The organism is Psychrobacter sp. YGAH215 (assembly GCF_007280595.1).
Classification (GTDB): domain Bacteria; phylum Pseudomonadota; class Gammaproteobacteria; order Pseudomonadales; family Moraxellaceae; genus Psychrobacter; species Psychrobacter faecalis.
In genome coordinates, this window is sequence record NZ_VKLR01000004.1 from 183,825 (window position 1) to 203,341 (window position 19,517).

Here is a 19,517-nt window from a genome sequence, read left to right on the forward strand (position 1 = left end):
TTTATTAAGTAGACGCCCTATAAGTAGACGTCTTGTTCGTTAGATGCAAAAAGCCTTATCAGTATAGTGACTTTTAGCAAGCACGCAATAGCCAGCAATATAGCGGCTATATAGTCTATCATCACCCTACTTACAGCTTAGTTTGAGCGGTAAGTAAGTTTATTAGCCATAATTTTAAAAATACTTAAAATAATATTTGACAGTCATGTGTAAATGTATATAATACACACCCACAGAGCGAGGCTTTAGTTAGTTCTCTTCTGTTGAAAGTTATTTAAAGGGTGACAGCTTTGAATGTTAAAGCTTTCAGGAAATCCTATTTAAAGGATTTCCCTTGCGAAGCTAAAATTGCAGTGCAATTTTTTAACGCTTCTCAGGGTGATTAGCTCAGTTGGTAGAGCGTCTGCCTTACACGCAGAATGTCGGCGGTTCGAATCCGTCATCACCCACCACTCATTTAGCGAGTGGGTCTTTTAGAAGACGACATGCTAAAGACGACCTAAGCAGCGGTAGTTCAGTTGGTTAGAATACCGGCCTGTCACGCCGGGGGTCGCGGGTTCGAGTCCCGTCCGCTGCGCCATATTTAAAACGAATTTAAACTCTCGAGTTTAAGCAAGTTTCGCCTCAAACATTAGATTGTTTGAGGTTTTTTTGTGCCTGAATTTCCTCCTAAAGCCTTTATGCGTAAGGATTGGTTATTCTATCTTTAAAAACTTCTAAGGAGCAATCTACTCTTTAGTAAGATATTTCTATAAGTCTGCGTGCATGCACTCTGCCTTTTAAAAATCGGTGACCAAGTACTCGGTGACCAAATGGTGACCATTTTGTGACCAAGGTTATTAAAAGTTGCTAACGGTAACTGATCGCCAATTTTTATGCTTATCGATAAGTTTGGGAGCTTAAAGGATTAGCCTCAAACTAAGTTTAAGATAAAGACGGAAACCTTTCTACCCATTCACTGGTAACCATTCTGCCAGTTTCAATACAAAATGGTATAGCCCACAATCTCAATTCTTCTGCTAAATAAAAACACTCCAAAGGTATTTCGAACTGATGATGCTTAGGATAAATAAGCATCATGTCCCCACACCCATTCAAATATTTGTGACCATAAGCAAATAGCTGATAAATATCATCCTGTTCTATACTGAAATTATTCTCATTTGAGCTTATTAACTTCCATTTAGTATCAAGTATATGGTGATTTTTTCTTTCTTTACTAATTAATAAATCAGGTTTTAATTGAAAGCACGAATTTAAACCTTTTTGGTCATTCGCCATGTACTTACTAGAAGCTTGTGTTGTTAGTTGCCAGGGCGCCTTGATATCTCGTCGTAAGCAGTTTGCCACATACTTCTCGAACAAAATTTCCATTGGAAATAACAATGCAATACCTCGGTGCTCTCCCTTTTGAAAGTTTGGATTAAGCTTTTCAAGTATTAGTTGGCACCATGGCTTTATAGCGCGGTAAGATTGCAATATTTTGATGTCTGACCATTTATGCATTGAGTTTAAAGGCTCTCTAAGACTCGTTATAGGCTCTAAGGTCTATCCACTGTTTGGAATATTTGTTAGTAACAGGGTTTTATAAGAGTGTAGCAAGAAAACCAACTAGGCTATTAGTAAAGCCTATTTTTTCACCATGGTTTGGTTTTATAAGCCTGCACTTAAACCACCATGTCCAAAGCAACGGCTATTGCTATGTGCGAGTTTAATCTAACCCGAGCCATCAATTTATTAGCATATGTTTACTAAATCAGTCTAAACCCTTGTATATAATCAGGACATCATTCGAATTATAAGAGGGTACAACGCCGTGAAAAATCGTAACCAATACATTTATAAAAAGCCAATAATGAAGCTCAGCGTCCGTACGCTTGCTTTAGTCAGTTTACTGGCAATTGCTGGTTGTAATAATAGTTTGGTTGATACTCAACCGATAAAACAGGTAGCTGAAAAACCTATAGTCAGCAAGACTGACACCCCTTCGACCACAAAGACTGATAAGAGTTAGACGGCTGCTGACGACTCTGCTTCAACGCCTGAAGGTGTCAAACAAGTGGTTAACGCCAATAATCAATTCGCTATAGATCTATATCAGCAGATAAGTAAGCAACCAGAACAAGCAGAGAACAATGTATTTTTCTCGCCTTACAGCTTGTCTACGGCGATGGCCATGCTCTATGCCGCAGCAGAGGGAGAAACCAAACAGCAGATTCAAAAGACTTTTCATTATCCAATGCCAGCTATCCTTAATCCCAATAGTGCAGCACTATACAATCAATTCAATAAGCCCAATCCAAATTATGACCTAAGCACAGTTAATGACTTATGGATGCGTCAAGGCTTGAGTCCTAATCAAGCTTATCTAGATACCGTACAGCGCTATTATGGGGGTCAAGTAACGACGCTTGATTTTGAAAACAGTCCTGAGCCATCACGTCAGATTATTAATAAATCAATTGCCAAACATACCAAGCAGATGATTCCTGAATTAATGCCAAGTGGCAGTATTGATAGCAGTACGGCAACGGTACTTACCAATGCTGTGTATTTTAAAAGCGAATGGGCAAAGCCGTTTGGGCTACAAGGGGGCACTCGACCCTTTTATAACCTCAATGGCACAATCACCGATACGAATTTTATGTATAGCATAGAAAACTCTAATTACACGGAAGATGAGCAAGTACAAGTGGTAGAGCTGCCTTATAAGGGTGATGACTTGTCCATGATCGTTGTCTTACCTCAGTCAAAGGGCAAGTTAGCTATGCAGGCGTTGGTTAAGAATTTAAGTGCCGATCAAATTGGTCAGTGGACTCACAATATGAAAATCAAAGCAGTCGATTTGCAGCTGCCTAAGTTTAAAATGGAACAAGATTATAAAATGGATGGGCTACTGGCTGAAATGGGAATGCCAATCGCTTTTGATAGTCGCGCTGACTTTAGCTTATTCAATGACGAGCAGTCATTAGCGGTAGATTCTATTATTCATAAAGCGGTGGTTGAGGTTGATGAAAAAGGTACAGTGGCGGCAGCTGCTACAAGTATAGTGCCAGTAGTCGTCTCAGCTAATTATGACGTTGAGTTTAATGCCAATCGTCCCTTTATGTTTATGATTAAAGACAATAAAACCGATGCCATATTGTTCTTAGGGCAAGTGAATAAACTATAGCTTGAGGATGCAAAAATGATGACCATAAAAATGATGCTGATACCCTTAGCAATGCTACTGGCTGCTTGCCAAAGCCTATCAGCACCACAGCCTGATTCGAGTCAAACCATTAAGGTAGAGCAACACTTAGAGCCGCTATTACATTACCCCTCATGGAGTAGTGAGAGCTTGTTTTATACCTATCCTTTTGAGTTTTCTGACCTTGATAAGATTGATGTTATGGACGAGGTGAACGTACGACTCGCCTATGAGGAGGGCTGTGTTTATCTCTATTATGGACCAAATAAAACCATTCCTTTTCTACCGAATGGTCAAGCAAGTTGGGATGACAAGAATAAAACGCTCAAATATTTTAATGTGGTTTATGAGGTGGGCGACATCATAGAAAGCGGTGGGTTTATTCTTGCACCTTGGCATCGAGAAAGATATGCCAAAGAAGGCTTCGTTAGTCAAGCGCCAAGTCGCTGTGATGTCAAAGAGATGACCATGTTATCGGGTTTACCGCGTGGTCAGGCGGCTAGAAAAACTCTATAAAAGTTCTGATAATACTAAGCAACGAGACCAATGAATGAATAATTTAAAATTAAAAAACGGCTTATCATTAACCGCTCTTGGAGTTTTTATACTTCCGATTTTATTTGGTTGTACTAACTTAAAACCTTCTCAAGTAACACCAACACAAGAAAGAACTGCCATTATCAATGAAAGTCCCTCAGATTCTCCAAAACGAGACTCTAATAAACCCCTGTCCGACATATTTAGTTATCTATCTACGGGCGGTCAAATGCCAGGTATCGTAAGTGGCAAATTCGTTATTAAAGATAATTGTCTTATGTTGCAAGTCGCCAAAGATAAATATATGACGCCCTTATTTCCTCCGCATAGTGTTACTTATTTAGAAGAGCAAAAAACTATTGTACTTAAAGGTATCAAAATTAAATTGGGTGAGAAAATATTTACTGGCGGCATAACAATACCAACGACAAATCTTGAGTTTGCGACTCAAGGAGATGCCGCTTGTCTGACCAAAATAGGCATGGCTATCGATGCCGATGTAATGGAAGTCTCTGAAGAGATTAAAAGGAAATTGGATACCTACTAAAAAATAGGTGCAGAAGCTGTTTTCCCTGCTTACATTCAAAATACGAGCTTTCTGCCTAAACTGGAGCGCACAGATGAGAAAAGCATTTTTTATTTTAACAGGCCTAGTGATAGTCGGTTGTACGACAACCCCTGTAGCAACCCCACCTGAACCAATGGCAGCGATAAAACCTATTCCAGAACTCGTAGAGCCTGAGCTAAAAACAAGCATTTTTACTTATTATGTTGACCCTGTTCATCATTCTCAAGCCGTATCAATCGTGAGAGGCAACTTTGTATGGAGTAATAACTGTCTTTATCTAATAGGTAGTAATCGTAAATTTACTACCGCGATGTTCCCCGAATTTCCAAAAGGTATCGTGAAATGGGATGAAGCCACTAAAACATTAAATCTCAATGGTCGGGTTTTTAAAATGGGCGATTATATAAAGACGAATGGCGCCTACTGGCCTTATCACCCTAATACGCCAGGAGGTGCTGAGTTTGAAAAACAGGGCGATAAAAAATGCTTAACCCCAACGGTTGCATTTATAGGTACTTTTTTCGATTAAAAATATTTCTATACCTATATATCTTACCAATATTAAATTCAACGACCTAATAAGCAAAACTATGAAATTACTGAATAGCATGTTCATTTATCCATTTATGATTTCAGGGTTATCGTTCGGGCTGTCTGTATCCGCTATAGCAGCTGATTATATAGCAGAAGAAGCAACTGAACAGCTAGAAGGCAACTATACTCAGCAACAGCTTGCCAAGCTATATTTAGAGAATTTAGACTTGCCCGAAGATAGCAGGAAACCGTATGAATGGTTTGCCATTCGAGGATATGCTCCTGCTCAATTCATGCTGGGTCTCCAAGCTTATGATCCTATAAACAAGATCAAATGGTATCAGATAGCTGCTGATAACGGGCATACCTCTGCAATAGCCAATCTTGCCTATATCTATTATGCGGGTAAGTATGGCGTACCTCAGGATTACGCCAAGGCTTTTAAATTATATAAGACCTTAGCCGATACTGATGACATGCAGGCTCAGTATCAACTTGGAGAGATGTACTATCATGGTGCAGGTACGCCTCAAAGCTACAGTCAGGCTTTTACCTATTATCAGAAGGCCGCTGATAATGAAAAAATGGAGGCTCAATACACAAAAATGTATGCTGAGTATAGCTTGGGGCTTATGTATTATAGCGGTTTAGGTGTTGCCCAAGATTATAAAAAGGCCTTTCATATCTTTGAAAAGCTTGCTGCTCAAGGTGATACTGATGCTGAATATAACTTGGGAGTCATGTACGATCGCGGCTTAGGGGTTACTCAGGATAAGATCAAAGCAAAAGAATGGTTTGAGATAGCGGCTAGTCGGGAGAGTTATACTGGTCTTGGAAAGACTCATGCCGAATACCGTCTAGGGAAAATGTACTTTGAGGGAATAGATGTTGTACAAGACTATGATGTAGCCTTAAGCTGGTTCAAAAAAGCGGCGAGTAATAGTTACTTCTTGGGTCGTGGAGAGATGAGTAAAGGGCATTTACTGACACAATATCAGTTGGGTGATATGTATTATGATGGGATTGGCGTCACTCAGGATTATACTCAAGCCTTCAAGTGGTATGAACAAGCGGCCAAAAATAGATACCGTAGTACGGTTGATGGGTCATGGAGCAAAGGTAGTGAACGCGCTCAGTATCTTATAGCGCTGATGTATTATAAGGGGTTGGGTGTTAATAAAGACAAAGCTATGGCAAAAGAGTGGTTAGAAGTATCTTGCGATAACGATTACCAAGCGAGTTGTGATTATCTTCAGAAACTCTCTAAATAAGGAATTTAGTTTTTAAAGATGATGGGTTTTAGGTTATTGAGATAACATCAGTGTACTCTACCGTATCCCTATAAAGCCGATTAAGCGCTTTTTAACTCAATGCCTAACATCCATTACTAGTCTTGTTAAAGCTATCTCATCTTGCTGGATAGACCATTTTTATCTTATAGTAAATGTATATCGTTCTTTATCGTATGAAGCGGCATAGGGCATTGCATCTCTAGAATAGGTCTTCTTATCCTGATCAGTATAGTCGATAGATATTGAATCTTCATAGCTTGTATATTGGATAGCGTAGCGATAGGAGGAGTTGGGCGGCAAATCTCCGATTAAGTCCACTCTCTTGGAGCTGGTATATTTGACGCGTACGTCAGATATGAGATAAGCGCTTTCGTTATTTATGATAATTTTGCCTTTATCCTTCTCAAAATATGAGCAAGATATTAAAAGCATGCTCATCAATCCTATTAGAACATTCTTATTAAAAACCATATTTCTCTCACTTTTACGATTGACTAATACCACTACAAGTTTATTAGAAATCGTGCAAAATCAGTAATGTATCTCTCCGCTAATCACTTTTAGGCATTCTTAAGTTCAGTACAGCACGCTTACCAAACTACACTAAACGATTGTATAGAGATGATACTAGAATGGCATCATCTTAACTCTACATTATTAGTGACGCAGATATGAAGAATAACCAGTATTGTTATCTTAAAAAAGCACGTGGTAACCGTATCATAAGTGCATTGGCTATCAGTAGTCTATTACTTGTGGTCAGTGGCTGTGACAGCACTATGAAAGAGTCTAAACCTACCGACACAGTAACCAATACCGCACCAAACTTAGACAACCCATCCTTGTCAGATAAGAATAAAAACAACTCTGATTATAAGGCTGTTAGCAAAGACGGCTTTATTGCGGCTGATGATGGCGCATCAACACCAGACGGCATCGAAAAAGTCACGACTGCTAACAACCAGTTCGCTGTTGATATGTATCAACAGATAAATGGTCAACCTGACCAAGCAGATAAAAACGTATTTTTCTCGCCCTATAGCCTATCTACTGCCATGGCAATGCTCTATGCCGCAGCTGAGGGTGAAACAAAGCAGCAAATTCAAAAGACCTTTCACTATCCATCAATGGATACTCTCAATCCCAATAGCGCTGCGCTCTATAATCAATTTAACAAACCCAATCCCGATTATAAACTTGCCACGGTCAACGATTTATGGATGCAACAAGGGCTAACGCCTAACAAGTCCTACGTCGACACCGTTCAACGCTATTATGGTGGTCAAGTGACCAATCTTGATTTTAACGGCAGTCCTGAGCCTTCGCGGCTCATTATTAATAAAAAAATTGCTCAGCATACCAATCAGATGATTCCTGAGTTACTACCAAAGGGAAGCATTCCATCTAGCGTTGTCGCAGTATTAACCAACGCGGTTTACTTTAAGGGCGACTGGAAAATGCCTTTTGAGGCAAATAGCACCTCTGAGCAGCCTTTTTATCCCCTCACAGGCGAACCCTCTGATGTCAAAATGATGAATATGCAGACTGATTTCGGTTATATCGAGGACAAGCAAGTGCAGGTTGTGCAATTGCCTTACAAGGGCGATGACTTATCCATGTTAGTGGTATTACCCAAATCAAAAGGCAAAGCTGCAATGCAGCAGCTGGTGCGTGATTTGAGCGCTGATAAGATTAAAAAGTGGAATAAAGATTTAGTCGCTCAAGAAGTGAATCTTTCCTTACCAAAGTTTAAGCTTGCAGAGCGTTATGATATGAAAGGTTTGCTTTCAGATATGGGTATGCCAAGCGCCTTTCAAAGCAAAGCTAAATTCAAACTATTTGATGAGCCGCTAGCGATAAAAGTTGATGATGTTTATCATCAGGCAGTGGTCATCGTCGATGAGAAAGGGACAGAGGCGGCAGCAGCAACAGCCATTGTAGCAACGGAAGCTTCTGCTCCTATAGATCAGCCAGTTGAGTTTACAGCCGATCATCCGTTTATGTTTATAATTAAAGACAATAAAACCGATGCGATATTGTTTTTAGGGCAAGTGAACAAACCTTAAAAGAGCGAATGACGGCAATAAGACTTAACTGACTGTTGATGAGACATTATGAAAAAAATGCTTAAGTTATTATCGTGTTCACTGTTAGTGATTTCCGTCGCCAGTGGATGTAATACGAAGACCATTGAAGAAGATGTGTTTCAATACAAGAATGCCTATGTTGGTGATAATAGTGCAGTCATCAATATTGTAAATCACTCTATGCAATCAGATAAATTCAGGGGGCTTGAGCTTAAAACAAAAGAGACACCCTATGGGATCATCTTAAATTATGATGGGTCAGAGTCAGAAAAGAATGATAAAAGGACCGTGATATATAACGCCACGTATTTATTTGCGTTGATTCAAAATGCAGAGTGGATAACGTTTAATTTTAAACATCAAGAATACAAAATAACAAAGGACGCTCTAATAGAGTGGTACGGGGAAGATTTCAGCACATTACAAAGTGAAGAGGAGCTAAAAACGTTAATACAAAACAACTGGGATGATGAATACAGAGTAAATCAGTTATTCTAAAACCGCCAAATATATATGTGCGGCTCCCTATACAGCAGCTGAAAGTGTGGCTATTACAGTCACTACTGAGCCTTGGATATTCTTATAATTATAATTTATTGTTGAGCCTGATATGCAAAATGACCCACTTCGCTATTTTAGATATGCAGCCCATAATCGTGTTATCAGTGCCTTAGCTATTACCAGCTTAGTGTTGGGTGTTAGTGGCTGTGACAACGCCATAAAAAATAATAGAACGGGTGCTGTTACAGGCATGGTTACTCCTAATCAGCCAACCATTAACCATCAAGCGCCTCCGACTGAGGTAAAGGCTTTGATCTCGACATCAGAGGGTATAGCTGAAGTCGTCACTGCCAATAACCAGTTTGCCATTGATATGTATCAGCAGATAAATGGGCAACCTGACCAAGCAGATAAAAATGTATTTTTCTCACCGTATAGCTTGTCTACTGCTATGGCAATGGTCTATGCCGCAGCCGAAGGGGAAACGAAAGCGCAAATCCAAAAGACGTTTCATTATCCAGCACCAGCTATCCTCAACCCTAATAGTGCAGCACTCTATAATCAATTTAATAAACCCAATCCCGATTACAAGCTTGCCACGGTCAATGACTTATGGATGCAACAAGGGTTAACACCCACTAAATCTTACATAGACACCGTGCAACGTTATTACAGCGGCCAAGTGACCGCTCTTGATTTTGAAGGCAGTCCTGATTCTGCACGTCAGACCATTAATAAAAAAATTGTTGAGAAAACCAAGCAAATGATTCCTGAATTACTACCTAAGGGCAGTATTAAATCTGATACTGCCGTGGTACTAACCAACGCCGTCTATTTCAAGGGCGATTGGACCCTGCCTTTTACAGCTGAAAGAACCAGTGCCCAGCCTTTTTATAATGCTATCGGCAGAGCCTCTACCGTCCAGATGATGCAGCAACAGTCTTATTTTAGTTATTATGAGGACAAACATATACAGGTCGTGCAATTGCCTTACAAAGGCGATGACCTATCTATGCTCGTAGTATTACCCAAATTCAATCATAAACTTGCTATGCAGCAATTAACTAAGAGTTTAAGTGCAACTAAGATTAAGCAATGGCGTTCAGGCTTAGTAAGACAAGAGGTGGACCTTCAACTGCCAAAGTTTAAATTAGATGCGCGTTATCAGATGAAAACGTTGCTCGCTGATATGGGTATGCCAAAAGCGTTTAATAATGGGGCTGAATTTAACTTATATGCTGATGGTACACCGATAAAGCTCGATGAGGTTTATCATCAAGCGGTGGTCACCGTCGATGAAAAAGGAACCGAGGCGGCAGCCGCCGCCGGTGCTGTAGGTATGTACGTTGGTATGTCTTATCCTGTGGAATTTAAAGCCGATCATCCATTTATGTTTATGATTAAAGATAATAAGACCGATGCAATACTGTTTTTAGGTCAGGTGAATAAGCCTTAGCAATATCTAATTTGGAGTGATTGAACATGCCGCGTTTTCAATTGAATACCTTAAGTTGTTTGGCCGTTGTGATGGTTTTATTGTTTTCAGGCTGTGCCGCTAAAAATGAGCCTGTAGATAAATCATCTGAGGGAAAAGAAAAAGTACTGACTAAAGCTATTGAGGAGAAAGTAGAGATTTTAGAATATAGCCCTCCGCTTTATGAAAGCTCAGTAGATGGCGGTATTACAGTCGCTGATGGCACTTTATTGGTCGAAAACGGCTGTTTAATCATTAAACATGACAACTATAAAAACGAGGCGGTAATTAAAAGTGCTTTAGTATTTCCAGAAAACACGACCAGCATCAATGCTGGCATTCTTTTTCATCAAATCAGCGCCTATGACCAATATAAGATTGGTCAAGATTATCGTTTTGGTGGTTTTAGTGGCACGCTTAATGACAAGCGTATTAAACCTCACTCTAAGTGCCAATTAAATAAGGTATGGTTTGTGGCCTAAAAATGGAATGCTAGAGATAAGGAAAAACACGAAATGCATTTTTTATATCGCTTACCTATTTCGATCATACTATTTTTGTCCATGCAAACCGTATGGGCTTGTATGCCGCATTCAACAAATGATGTATTTATTGCTCGTCTGCAATCATCGCAGCCTACATTAATGGATAATCAGCAAAAAGGCTTCGACTTGCAATTTAGCAATCCACGCTTCGTTTTTCGCACCCTTAAAATGTGGTTTTTCTATTCCAAACCTGAGCAATGGCAAACTCATTCTGACTTCAAAAGTATTCAGCTCAATGACTTAATTATTGGTTTGGCTTATAACCAAGATGGCGGGAAACCAGCAGACTATACGGTAGTATCACTGGCAACATTAGGCTGTAAAGACGACAAATTAATAATTGGCAAACCGTTAGTGCCTTTTTTAGCATGGAACCGAGAAAACGGCAGTTGTCGCCATGATAGCCACGATGCTATAGGAATATTAGACGGATTTATATACAAAGATCAGGAATATTATTTACAGCAGTTACAAGCCAAATATCCTACCTGCAATAAGCTAAACGCTGCGTTCCCTAGCGATGCTAATAAAAATGAGTTGAGCAATAGCACTGAGTCAGCCAGTACGCATAGTGCATCCAAACAAGACAGCCACCCTCAAACATCATTTTGGGGAAAGATTAGATTATGGTTTGGGCAATGGTTGTAGGTCATTACATAAGATTTTGGGTTGATTTTAAAAAAGGCATTCAACTATATATGTAAAGCACAATAAACCTTCTCGCTTTTATGAGGCTTATTGTCATCAAAGCCCTTACTGACAAGTTTTACCGAGTTAAAAGTTTTGCCTTCATCATTAGTGACCATAACGACTAACTCTTGATTTTCAAAGCTTTGCAATTCTTTGATGAGTTGCTTGATTGTTTTTGTTCTGGCTTCCCACTCTATTACATCGCTCATAAATCAGTCTCTGTTTATTTTTGATTCACATCACAATTATTCTTAATAATTAAGCAGAATACCGTAAAGCACGAAGAGTAAGCAAAGGAAAATATAAAGCACAATCCATTTAAGCATTCTACTTTCACTAGAGTTAATATTAAAATATAGAGTGAGTTAATTAAGTACGTTTACACCGTCACAAATAAACACTACTTCCCAAAGCCTTACTTGTCTTCAGAGGTCTTATCTTCTACTGCTTCTACACTTTCGTCTAATTCATGATTAACGTTTTCCAGCTTATCAAGTTTTTCATAGAATATTTCCTTTTCATTCCCTTGGTTACTAAAGATCGTGAGAAAGCTGGAAATTTTATCGGCAGCAGGGCTATTGAGAATATCACCGTCACTGCTACTAAATGACTTGGTCTCTTTTACGCTTACGATATCTAAAAATATCCAAACTGCGGAAACCATTACCGCTAGTATAACCAGCCATTTCAACACAATTTTTTTCATCAACGCCTCATACGCTTATTGCTGATTCATCTATTATCTCAAAATTTGTTAGCATATGTTTACTAAATAAGTTTACCTCCCTGTATATAATCAAAGCATCATTCAAATATCAAAAGTGTAAAAAACCATGAATAACAAAAACCCAATCAAAATTATGACGAACAAGCATATCGCCCGTAGTCTTGCTCTTAGTGGCTTATTGTTGGTCATTACTGGCTGTAATAATAGCTTGGTAAACACCAAAGCCGCCCAACCAGTCATCAATATACCTCCCTTGCCAGACAAGACTACAGGGCAAGCGGACTCTAAAGCCGATAGTAAAGATGACCATACTGCTGCAGACGACTCTGCTTCAACGTCTGAAGGTATAAGCGCAGTAGTTAACGCTAACAACCAATTCGCAGTGACCATGTATCAACAGCTAAATGGTCAATCAAAGCAAGTGGATGCTAACGTATTTTTCTCACCTTATAGTTTAACCAGTGCTATAGCCATGCTCTATGCCGCAGCGGAGGGGAACACCAAAGCGCAAATTCAAAAAACCTTTTACTATCCGTCTTTACCCATCCTGAATCCAAACAGTGCCGCCCTCTATAATCAATTTAACAAACCCAGCCCAAACTATAAATTGAACACCATTAATGACTTATGGCTGCAACAGGGCCGTACTCCCAACCAAGCCTATATCGATACGGTAAAACGCTACTATGGTGGGCAGGTCAATACGCTTGATTTTAAAAACAACACCGAAACGTCTCGTCAAATGATTAATGAGAAGATAGCCAAACATACCAATCAGATGATTCCTGAACTGCTATCAAAAGAGAGTACCCAGCCAAGTACCTCGGCGATATTGACCAATGCGGTTTATTTTAAAGCGGATTGGAGCAGTCGTTTCTGGGTAAGTGGTGATATGCCTTTTCATTATTTCAATGGCACAAGCAGTGATGTAGATATGATGTTCCAGAATACTGAATTTAGGTATAGCGAAGATGAGCAAGTACAAGTCGTTGAGCTGCCTTATAAGGGAATTGAATTATCGATGCTAGTGGTTTTACCAAAGTCAAAGGAGCCGTTAGCCATGCAGACGCTCATCAAGAATTTATCGACGACACAAATCACCGATTGGACTAAACGTCTAAAGCAGCAAGATATTCTTCTGAATCTACCAAAGTTTAAGATAGATGAAGGCTACCCGATGAAGGCAGTGCTGACGGATATGGGCATGCCAAGCGCGTTTGGGAATCAAGCTAAGTTTAACGTGTTTGCAGATAGCTCACCCATCGCCATTGACGATATTCATCATCAAGCAGTGATCGATGTTAATGAAATAGGAACAGAGGCGGCAGCAGCGACAGGCGTCGTTGCCGTAGACATATCTGGTTCTATGCATCCACCAGTCGCGTTTAAAGCCGATCACCCGTTTATGTTTATGATTAAAGACAATAAAACCGATGCGATATTGTTTTTGGGTCAGGTGAATAAGCCTTAAGAGAGCGAATAATGAAACCAAAATTTAAATGGTATATGGTGCCGATATTGTTGATATCCGTTATAGCCTGCGATCCTGTCATTGAAATGACGAATACTAATCATAATGCCCAAACTATTAAAGTGGAAGATGAGAGTGCTGCCAACAAACCTACTGAAAACGAAGCACCCACGCGCAAGCAGCAAACGGTGTATGTGACTGCCCTTGATGTTGATTCGGATATGGGTGATGCCGCTGCGGCTCATGGGGTATTGAACACAAAGAATGGCTGTTTATATATGGATGACCTCTTACTCGTTGTAAGTAGCCCACATATTACCTGGACTCAAGACCCTTTTACGATATCCGATATCAATGAATTTATTTTTGAAATTGGTGATACTGTTTTAGTAGGTGGCTCACAAGCTGACTATAAAAATATGGCTTCATTTGCCAGTGATTGGAAAAACCCACCTTTAGCGACTTGTAAAGCTAAAAAAATCTGGTTAATGAATGGTATTAACATACCTCGGGAAGATCTACTATGACAAAGCATAAAATGAATAAAACACTAGCTACGCTACTTATTACTAGTAGCTTGCTTAGTGGTTGTACATCGACAGAAGACAGCAGTATTGATATTGTCTCTAAAATTCCCAAGGAGGATAAAACGATAGAAGTTATTCCTATTTCTACCGTTGCTCAGGACAGCAAAGAGACCCAAGTTGCCCCTATGAGTAAAGCTCAAGCATTAGCCATAGATGCAAAGCATTATGCACGAGCATATGAGGTTAGCCATGTTGAAGCAATGCGCCGTATGCTTGTCATGAATGATGCCCAAGAGCAGATTGATGCTATCAAAAAAGAATTCTCTGATAGGTTGGACGATGCCGGATTCACTAATGAGCCAGAGTTTGTGCTCATCGTAAGCCTATTTGGTGATGGTGCGCCACCTGATCGCATCATATACCGTAATGCTGACAAATTAGAGAACAAACCTATTATATTGTCAGCAGCGGATAAAGAAATGAGGGCAGAAGGCTTTGCTATCACTCAAATGGATATCGATAATGCTGTATCTCTTATTGAAAAACCAACTGCCATTAAAGTTAAATTTATCGATAATTCTAAATCCAAACCACTCACTCAAGAACAAAAAGACAACTATGAAGCGCGATCTGAAGAATTACGTAAACGTATTCCAATGCTAGTAGGTATGGGTTATAAGGAAGATGAAGGGCTATTTGTTATAGACGTGCATGAGGATGATTCAAAAAAAGCAGGGTTCACACCAGAACAACTTAAAAAAATCGGTCAAGAAGTTATGAAATCACCAGTACGTATAAAATTTTACGATGGTTATGCTACTGAGGATGTAGCCCCTATAGAATAAAAAGGTAATGCTGTTATCATTTTTAGGGTATACCTAATAAGACTATCCAATAATATATTTGAGATCATCACGATAGGCATGTAAATGATAAATTGTAGTGTTATCTGGATTAACGAACAGGACGAACAGCTATGAAAAAAAGGCTAGCAACATTTTTACTGACTGGCATTCTGCTGACAGGGTGTCATAAAGCCATTGTTACTCAAATAAGTAGTTCTCAAAACGTAGTTTCAGCCGTAAAATCAGCTATTGAAAAAGAATTTGAAGACATTGCAGTACAAGCTAATCAAGGCGATGCTGAGGCTCAATATAGCCTTGCAGTAATGTATGACGAGGGCGAAGGTACACGCGAGGATAACGCTAAAGCCATTGAGTGGTATACAAAATCTGCCAACCAAGGATATGATCTTGCTCAATATAACCTTGCAATCATGTACGACGATGGCGAAGGGGTAGATGAGGATCACTCTAAAGCTATTGAATGGTTCACGAAATCTGCTAACCAAGGCTATGCTAAGGCCCAATACGAACTTGCTTGGGCTTACTACAATTACGATGGCACAGGTACAAGTGAAGACTACGATAAACATAAAGAGTGGAGCATAAAAGCTTTTGACCAAGGAATTGGACCAAGGAAATTCATCAATGGCGTACCGCATCGAAAGAGCGAACGTGTGCGTCAAAATGATGCCAAAGTCGTTGAGGCGTGGCATAAATTAGCTAATCAAGGTGATGTTGAGGGTAAATTCAACATTGGTAACGCTTACTACGAGGGTAAAGGGGTACGTCAGGATTATCCTAAAGCTATCGAGTGGTATACAAAAGCCGCTGACCAAGGATATGTTCCTGCCCAATACCAACTTGGAACAATCTATAGCTATGGCGAAGGTGCGCCTCAGGATTATGCTAAAGCCGGTAAGTGGTATCTAAAAGCCGCCAATCAAGGCGATGCTAGATCTCAATATAACCTTGGTATGATGTACCTCAATGGCATAGGCGTACGTCAAAATACAGTTATAGCGAAAAAGTACTTTTCTAAGGCTTGTGACAATGGGTATCAATTGGGCTGTAAAAACTTGGGTATAAGGACAGAGGATGAGTAGAGACTAGCTTATTGAGACTTTCCCAAACTTTGTGTAACTGCTTATACCCTGTTAGCAAATAGCAGTTACACAAAGTTTGGGAAAAGCTCAGTTTGGTATAAAAACTTCTAGACCAAAACATTCATCAAGATTATGTTCTTTCTTAAATGTAGAAATATCATTGACAACGCCTCCTCCACTTACTTGGATGTAATCCCCTTCAGTGTATTTTTTGCCTTTGTACATTAAGCTATTTTTAGTAACGTCAGATATAACTTTATTTCCCAGTATTGCTAACTGAATACCTTTTTCTCCTTTAGGTCTTACTATTATGCAATTTTCATTAAAGTTAAGGTTTCCGCTATATAAAGCTGTCTCAAAAATTTTGCCATTCATAGGCTCTTCGTCTAATATCTGCTCCTGTTTTGAATCAGAATTAAACTGAGAGCAAGAAGACATTATCAGGAATGATAAGATCATAGGTGCTTTAAAATTAAGGAACAATGATACTTACTCCAAGTTTATTAAAATAATCTACACTAGTGTACGTAGCGTATATCCTTCTAGTTAGGTTCGCTAACGATAAGATCAGAGAGCTTTTTGACACGAGAGTAATATAAGTATTAATTCCTCTACTTATAGAAGATTATGCGCCGCCCATAGAATTCATGACATACCCATTTTGCCACTCAATCCTAACTGGCATTCTCATCACTTCTTCACCAATTTTCTTGAGTTTTTCTTCATTGAGCCCAGCAGACTTAGCATCATTCTCATGAACATAAATCACGTATACACCCTCATCACTACGATAACTTGTACCTGTAATCATAGTGATACGTTTATTCAGCTCTTTTGAGCGTTCATACATAAGCTGGTTTTCAGCTTCGGTTAGGTTTTTGGCTGCTGGATTAACCTCAAACCTAACGATAAAACGTGTTGGTGATTCGATGAGCTCCATTGCCTTATCAACTTCAGCTTGAGTCAGTGTAATACCCTCTGGTGTCATCGTTTTATAGGCTTGAGCGACAGTCTCACGCTCACTAAGGGTATCGGCTGGACGATATACGATACGATCAGGCGGTGGCTTACCAGTCCCTGTTAACGTCACCAAAATACCATACTCAGGCTCAGTAATAAAGCCCATGCTTGCTATCCTATCGCCAAATTCTTTTCGTAGTGCCTCATTCTGCTCTTCATTATCATGCTGGATTAACATCTGACGCATGGCTTCGGTATGATTGACACCGTATGCCATTGCATAATGCTTGGAATCAATAGCTAAAGCCTGAGCAGAACCAATTAATACCGCCTCTGGAATATCTTTAGGGTCTCGGTTGTCCTTCACTAATTCCACGCCATTGAGGTCGCCATAAGCAGACGTTGCTTTAGAGTCCTTAATTTGACTGTCAATCGCTTGTGCAGGTTCAATTGGCGTGATAGTGGCACTAGTATTTTGTGATGAGCAGCCACTTAGCCATAAAGCGCTGGGTAGATAAAGTATTAATGAGATTTTTGCAGTTATCGTAGCCATGAGACATTTACCTTTGCTAAGTTTGTTAATGATTTCTTATATTTTTAACGCTCGATAATTAGTTTCCTATACAGGTATCTACTATTAAGCTGTCTGCTATTAAAGCTACTAATTCGCCTTGGAAATATAGTGCGCTTACCAAACTAGTCTAAACGATTGTATAGAGATGATACTAGAATAGCATCATCTTAATTTTGAATAAGTAGTGAGTAAGCTATGCAAAATAGCCAGTTAGTGAGTGTATTGGCAATCAGCAGCCTGTTATTGATTGTTAGTGGCTGCGACAATACTATAAGAAATAACACAGTGAGTACTGTCACAGACATGGTTACTCCTAGTCCGCAAACTCTTAGCAACCAAGTACCTCTGACTGAGGTAAAGGCGTTGATCTCAACACCAGAGGGTATCGCGCAAGTCGTCACTGCCAATAATCAATTTGCTATTGATATGTATCAGCAGATAAATGGGCAGAATAAGCAAGCAGATAAAAACGTATTTTTCTCACCGTATAGCTTATCTACTTCGATGGCAATGCTGTATGCCGCAGCGGAAGGGGAAACAAAAGCGCAAATACAGAGGACTTTTCACTATCCCTCACTGAACGTTCTAAATCCGAACAGTGCGGCATTACATGAGCAGTTCAACAAACCCAATCCTAATTATCAACTGGCTACAGCCAACGATTTGTGGATACAGCAAGGGTTGCGTCCCAACCAAAACTACTTGGACACCGTACAACGTTATTACGGTGGTAAAGTCACCCCTCTTGATTTTAAGAACAGTCCTGAACCTTCTCGTCAGACCATTAATAAAACTATTGCTAATTATACTCAGCAGATGATTCCTGAAGTGCTGCCAGCAAGTAGTATCGATACCAATACCGTCACGGTATTGACCAATGCCGTTTACTTTAAAGGGGATTGGAAAACGTCTTTTGCCCCTAGTAAAAAACGCCCTTTCAATACATTTGATGGTTCTAGCATCGATGTCGATATGATGCATGAGCAAGCCCCTTATGCCTACACAGAAGATGCGCAGGTGCAAGTGGTGCAACTGCCTTACAAAGGTGACGAGCTGTCTATGATGGTCGTATTACCAAAAGCAAAAGATAAGATTGCTATGCAAAGAGTGGTAAACACGCTAAATGCCAAGCAGATTAGCCAGTGGAATAATAATTTAGTCAAGCATGAGGTCATACTTGATCTGCCAAAATTTAAGTTAGAAGAAAGCTATACAATGGATAGTCTATTAGCAACGATGGGTATGGCAAAGGCTTTTAGTAGTGAGGCGAACTTTAGCTTATTCAGTCAAAATATCCCGTTGTCTGTCGATGCTATTGTTCATAAAGCCGTGGTGGAAGTCGATGAAAAAGGCACTAAAGCGGCAGCAAGTACAGGTATTACAATTTCGCCTATATCACGGGGATACTATGTGAATACCAGCACATTTACAGCCGATCATCCGTTTATTTTTATGATTATAGACAATAAAACCGATGCGATATTATTCTTAGGGCAAGTGAATGAGCCTTAATTTCAGGTAGTCCAATTGTGATACGGGTAGATTCATACACCAGTTAAGCGTTCACTCCGACATCTTGCTTACACGTGCATGTGCGTATAGCCAGAGAAAAGTAATGTCGATACATAGCGCACTGCTGATGTTAATTTTTCGTAGCCTCTGTCTGCGCAGGCTCAGCAAGCGAGAAAAATTGATATCAGCAGTACCGTGGTGCTTTTAAGATACTTTAACTATACAGTCTTAAGAGCCCCCTATGGCAGGATAGTTGTCACCCCTAAAGAATAATCCAAATGGGGGCAACAAGGACACATCATGCCACGATATAGCGAAGAACGTAAACAGGCTATACTCAGCAAACTGCTACCCCCGCTGAGCCTAAGTGTTGCCGAGGT

At 39.8% G+C, this 19,517-nt stretch carries 20 protein-coding genes and 2 tRNA genes; 17 read left to right on the forward strand and 5 right to left on the reverse strand.

Annotated features, from left to right (window positions below):
* The first annotated feature begins 376 nt into the window (after window positions 1-376).
* Window positions 377-452 (forward strand) — tRNA-Val (locus FOR85_RS02490).
* 51 nt (window positions 453-503) lie between these two features.
* Window positions 504-580, forward strand: a tRNA-Asp gene (locus tag FOR85_RS02495).
* A 344-nt stretch (window positions 581-924) separates the two neighbouring features.
* Here FOR85_RS02495 and FOR85_RS02500 read toward each other — a convergent pair.
* Entirely contained in the window at window positions 925-1,536 is a 612-nt protein-coding gene (locus tag FOR85_RS02500) for an McrC family protein (RefSeq protein WP_223808477.1), read from the reverse strand.
* A 523-nt stretch (window positions 1,537-2,059) separates the two neighbouring features.
* Between FOR85_RS02500 and FOR85_RS02505 the strand changes: the two genes are divergently transcribed.
* The 10 genes from FOR85_RS02505 to FOR85_RS02555 all read left to right on the forward strand — a co-directional run bounded on the left by FOR85_RS02505 (window position 2,060) and on the right by FOR85_RS02555 (window position 11,376).
* Window positions 2,060-3,172, forward strand: coding sequence for a serpin family protein (locus FOR85_RS02505; protein ID WP_223808472.1), 1,113 nt, complete (start codon window positions 2,060-2,062; stop codon window positions 3,170-3,172).
* A gap of 15 nt (window positions 3,173-3,187) precedes the next feature.
* Complete coding sequence (locus tag FOR85_RS02510; RefSeq protein ID WP_144296564.1) at window positions 3,188-3,706, forward strand: hypothetical protein; 519 nt, start codon at window positions 3,188-3,190, stop codon at window positions 3,704-3,706.
* A gap of 34 nt (window positions 3,707-3,740) precedes the next feature.
* Window positions 3,741-4,274 (forward strand): hypothetical protein, encoded by a 534-nt coding sequence (locus FOR85_RS02515; protein ID WP_144296565.1) that lies wholly within the window; start codon window positions 3,741-3,743, stop codon window positions 4,272-4,274.
* A gap of 73 nt (window positions 4,275-4,347) precedes the next feature.
* On the forward strand, window positions 4,348-4,824 hold the full coding sequence (locus FOR85_RS02520) for a hypothetical protein (protein ID WP_144296566.1): 477 nt from the start codon (window positions 4,348-4,350) through the stop codon (window positions 4,822-4,824).
* Window positions 4,825-4,885: 61 nt separating this feature from the next.
* Window positions 4,886-6,100, forward strand: coding sequence for an SEL1-like repeat protein (locus FOR85_RS02525; RefSeq protein WP_144296567.1), 1,215 nt, complete (start codon window positions 4,886-4,888; stop codon window positions 6,098-6,100).
* A 692-nt stretch (window positions 6,101-6,792) separates the two neighbouring features.
* Window positions 6,793-8,187 carry a serpin family protein gene (locus FOR85_RS02535; protein WP_144296569.1) on the forward strand — a complete coding sequence of 465 codons (1,395 nt, stop codon included), beginning with the start codon at window positions 6,793-6,795 and terminating at the stop codon, window positions 8,185-8,187.
* 48 nt (window positions 8,188-8,235) lie between these two features.
* A complete protein-coding gene (locus FOR85_RS02540; RefSeq protein WP_144296570.1) occupies window positions 8,236-8,706 on the forward strand; it encodes a DUF4825 domain-containing protein in 471 nt (156 codons plus the stop codon).
* A gap of 112 nt (window positions 8,707-8,818) precedes the next feature.
* Window positions 8,819-10,165 carry a serpin family protein gene (locus FOR85_RS02545; protein WP_144296571.1) on the forward strand — a complete coding sequence of 449 codons (1,347 nt, stop codon included), beginning with the start codon at window positions 8,819-8,821 and terminating at the stop codon, window positions 10,163-10,165.
* A gap of 26 nt (window positions 10,166-10,191) precedes the next feature.
* Window positions 10,192-10,665, forward strand: a complete 474-nt coding sequence (locus tag FOR85_RS02550; RefSeq protein WP_144296572.1) for a hypothetical protein — start codon at window positions 10,192-10,194, stop codon at window positions 10,663-10,665.
* A gap of 33 nt (window positions 10,666-10,698) precedes the next feature.
* Window positions 10,699-11,376 (forward strand): hypothetical protein, encoded by a 678-nt coding sequence (locus FOR85_RS02555; protein WP_223808473.1) that lies wholly within the window; start codon window positions 10,699-10,701, stop codon window positions 11,374-11,376.
* 44 nt (window positions 11,377-11,420) lie between these two features.
* On the opposite strand, the gene FOR85_RS02560 is transcribed toward FOR85_RS02555, so the two are convergent.
* Together FOR85_RS02560 and FOR85_RS02565 are read right to left on the reverse strand one after the other, a co-directional pair.
* Entirely contained in the window at window positions 11,421-11,627 is a 207-nt protein-coding gene (locus FOR85_RS02560) for a hypothetical protein (protein ID WP_144296573.1), read from the reverse strand.
* A gap of 206 nt (window positions 11,628-11,833) precedes the next feature.
* Window positions 11,834-12,124, reverse strand: coding sequence for a hypothetical protein (locus FOR85_RS02565; RefSeq protein ID WP_144296574.1), 291 nt, complete (start codon window positions 12,122-12,124; stop codon window positions 11,834-11,836).
* A gap of 127 nt (window positions 12,125-12,251) precedes the next feature.
* On the opposite strand from FOR85_RS02565, the gene FOR85_RS02570 reads away from it, so the two are divergent.
* The 4 genes from FOR85_RS02570 (at window position 12,252) to FOR85_RS02585 (ending at window position 16,091) form a co-directional block, all read left to right on the forward strand.
* Window positions 12,252-13,616, forward strand: a complete 1,365-nt coding sequence (locus FOR85_RS02570) for a serpin family protein (RefSeq protein WP_144296575.1) — start codon at window positions 12,252-12,254, stop codon at window positions 13,614-13,616.
* Between the two features lie 11 nt (window positions 13,617-13,627).
* Window positions 13,628-14,143: a hypothetical protein gene (locus FOR85_RS02575; RefSeq protein WP_144296576.1), complete on the forward strand. Its 516-nt coding sequence runs from the start codon at window positions 13,628-13,630 to the stop codon at window positions 14,141-14,143.
* Window positions 14,140-14,988 (forward strand): hypothetical protein, encoded by an 849-nt coding sequence (locus FOR85_RS02580; RefSeq protein WP_144296577.1) that lies wholly within the window; start codon window positions 14,140-14,142, stop codon window positions 14,986-14,988. Before FOR85_RS02575 ends, FOR85_RS02580 begins: the two co-directional genes overlap by 4 nt.
* A 131-nt stretch (window positions 14,989-15,119) precedes the next feature.
* The gene (locus FOR85_RS02585) at window positions 15,120-16,091 is read left to right on the forward strand and encodes a tetratricopeptide repeat protein (RefSeq protein WP_144296578.1); all 972 of its coding nucleotides are present in this window, start codon (window positions 15,120-15,122) and stop codon (window positions 16,089-16,091) included.
* 87 nt (window positions 16,092-16,178) lie between these two features.
* Here the strand turns inward: FOR85_RS02585 and FOR85_RS02590 are convergent, their stop codons facing one another.
* Both FOR85_RS02590 and FOR85_RS02595 read right to left on the reverse strand, forming a co-directional pair.
* Window positions 16,179-16,466, reverse strand: coding sequence for a hypothetical protein (locus FOR85_RS02590; RefSeq protein ID WP_144296579.1), 288 nt, complete (start codon window positions 16,464-16,466; stop codon window positions 16,179-16,181).
* Between the two features lie 250 nt (window positions 16,467-16,716).
* The gene (locus FOR85_RS02595; protein ID WP_144296580.1) at window positions 16,717-17,604 is read right to left on the reverse strand and encodes a hypothetical protein; all 888 of its coding nucleotides are present in this window, start codon (window positions 17,602-17,604) and stop codon (window positions 16,717-16,719) included.
* Window positions 17,605-17,820: 216 nt separating this feature from the next.
* Between FOR85_RS02595 and FOR85_RS02600 the strand changes: the two genes are divergently transcribed.
* The gene (locus tag FOR85_RS02600) at window positions 17,821-19,137 is read left to right on the forward strand and encodes a serpin family protein (protein WP_144296581.1); all 1,317 of its coding nucleotides are present in this window, start codon (window positions 17,821-17,823) and stop codon (window positions 19,135-19,137) included.
* Window positions 19,138-19,517: the final 380 nt, after the last annotated feature.

Excerpts from the sequence above, each read along its gene's own strand:
- FOR85_RS02525 (WP_144296567.1), top strand. The coding sequence starts at position 4,886 with ATGAAATTACTGAATAGCATGTTCATTTATCCATTTATGATTTCAGGG.
- FOR85_RS02545 (WP_144296571.1), top strand. The coding sequence starts at position 8,819 with ATGCAAAATGACCCACTTCGCTATTTTAGATATGCAGCCCATAATCGT.
- FOR85_RS02515 (WP_144296565.1), top strand. The coding sequence starts at position 3,741 with ATGAATAATTTAAAATTAAAAAACGGCTTATCATTAACCGCTCTTGGA.
- FOR85_RS02590 (WP_144296579.1), bottom strand. The coding sequence starts at position 16,466 with ATGAATGGCAAAATTTTTGAGACAGCTTTATATAGCGGAAACCTTAAC.
- FOR85_RS02570 (WP_144296575.1), top strand. The coding sequence starts at position 12,252 with ATGAATAACAAAAACCCAATCAAAATTATGACGAACAAGCATATCGCC.
- FOR85_RS02585 (WP_144296578.1), top strand. The coding sequence starts at position 15,120 with ATGAAAAAAAGGCTAGCAACATTTTTACTGACTGGCATTCTGCTGACA.
- FOR85_RS02595 (WP_144296580.1), bottom strand. The coding sequence starts at position 17,604 with ATGGCTACGATAACTGCAAAAATCTCATTAATACTTTATCTACCCAGC.
- FOR85_RS02550 (WP_144296572.1), top strand. The coding sequence starts at position 10,192 with ATGCCGCGTTTTCAATTGAATACCTTAAGTTGTTTGGCCGTTGTGATG.
- FOR85_RS02600 (WP_144296581.1), top strand. The coding sequence starts at position 17,821 with ATGCAAAATAGCCAGTTAGTGAGTGTATTGGCAATCAGCAGCCTGTTA.
- FOR85_RS02510 (WP_144296564.1), top strand. The coding sequence starts at position 3,188 with ATGATGACCATAAAAATGATGCTGATACCCTTAGCAATGCTACTGGCT.
- FOR85_RS02535 (WP_144296569.1), top strand. The coding sequence starts at position 6,793 with ATGAAGAATAACCAGTATTGTTATCTTAAAAAAGCACGTGGTAACCGT.
- FOR85_RS02580 (WP_144296577.1), top strand. The coding sequence starts at position 14,140 with ATGACAAAGCATAAAATGAATAAAACACTAGCTACGCTACTTATTACT.
- FOR85_RS02560 (WP_144296573.1), bottom strand. The coding sequence starts at position 11,627 with ATGAGCGATGTAATAGAGTGGGAAGCCAGAACAAAAACAATCAAGCAA.
- FOR85_RS02555 (WP_223808473.1), top strand. The coding sequence starts at position 10,699 with ATGCATTTTTTATATCGCTTACCTATTTCGATCATACTATTTTTGTCC.
- FOR85_RS02575 (WP_144296576.1), top strand. The coding sequence starts at position 13,628 with ATGAAACCAAAATTTAAATGGTATATGGTGCCGATATTGTTGATATCC.
- FOR85_RS02565 (WP_144296574.1), bottom strand. The coding sequence starts at position 12,124 with ATGAAAAAAATTGTGTTGAAATGGCTGGTTATACTAGCGGTAATGGTT.
- FOR85_RS02540 (WP_144296570.1), top strand. The coding sequence starts at position 8,236 with ATGAAAAAAATGCTTAAGTTATTATCGTGTTCACTGTTAGTGATTTCC.
- FOR85_RS02520 (WP_144296566.1), top strand. The coding sequence starts at position 4,348 with ATGAGAAAAGCATTTTTTATTTTAACAGGCCTAGTGATAGTCGGTTGT.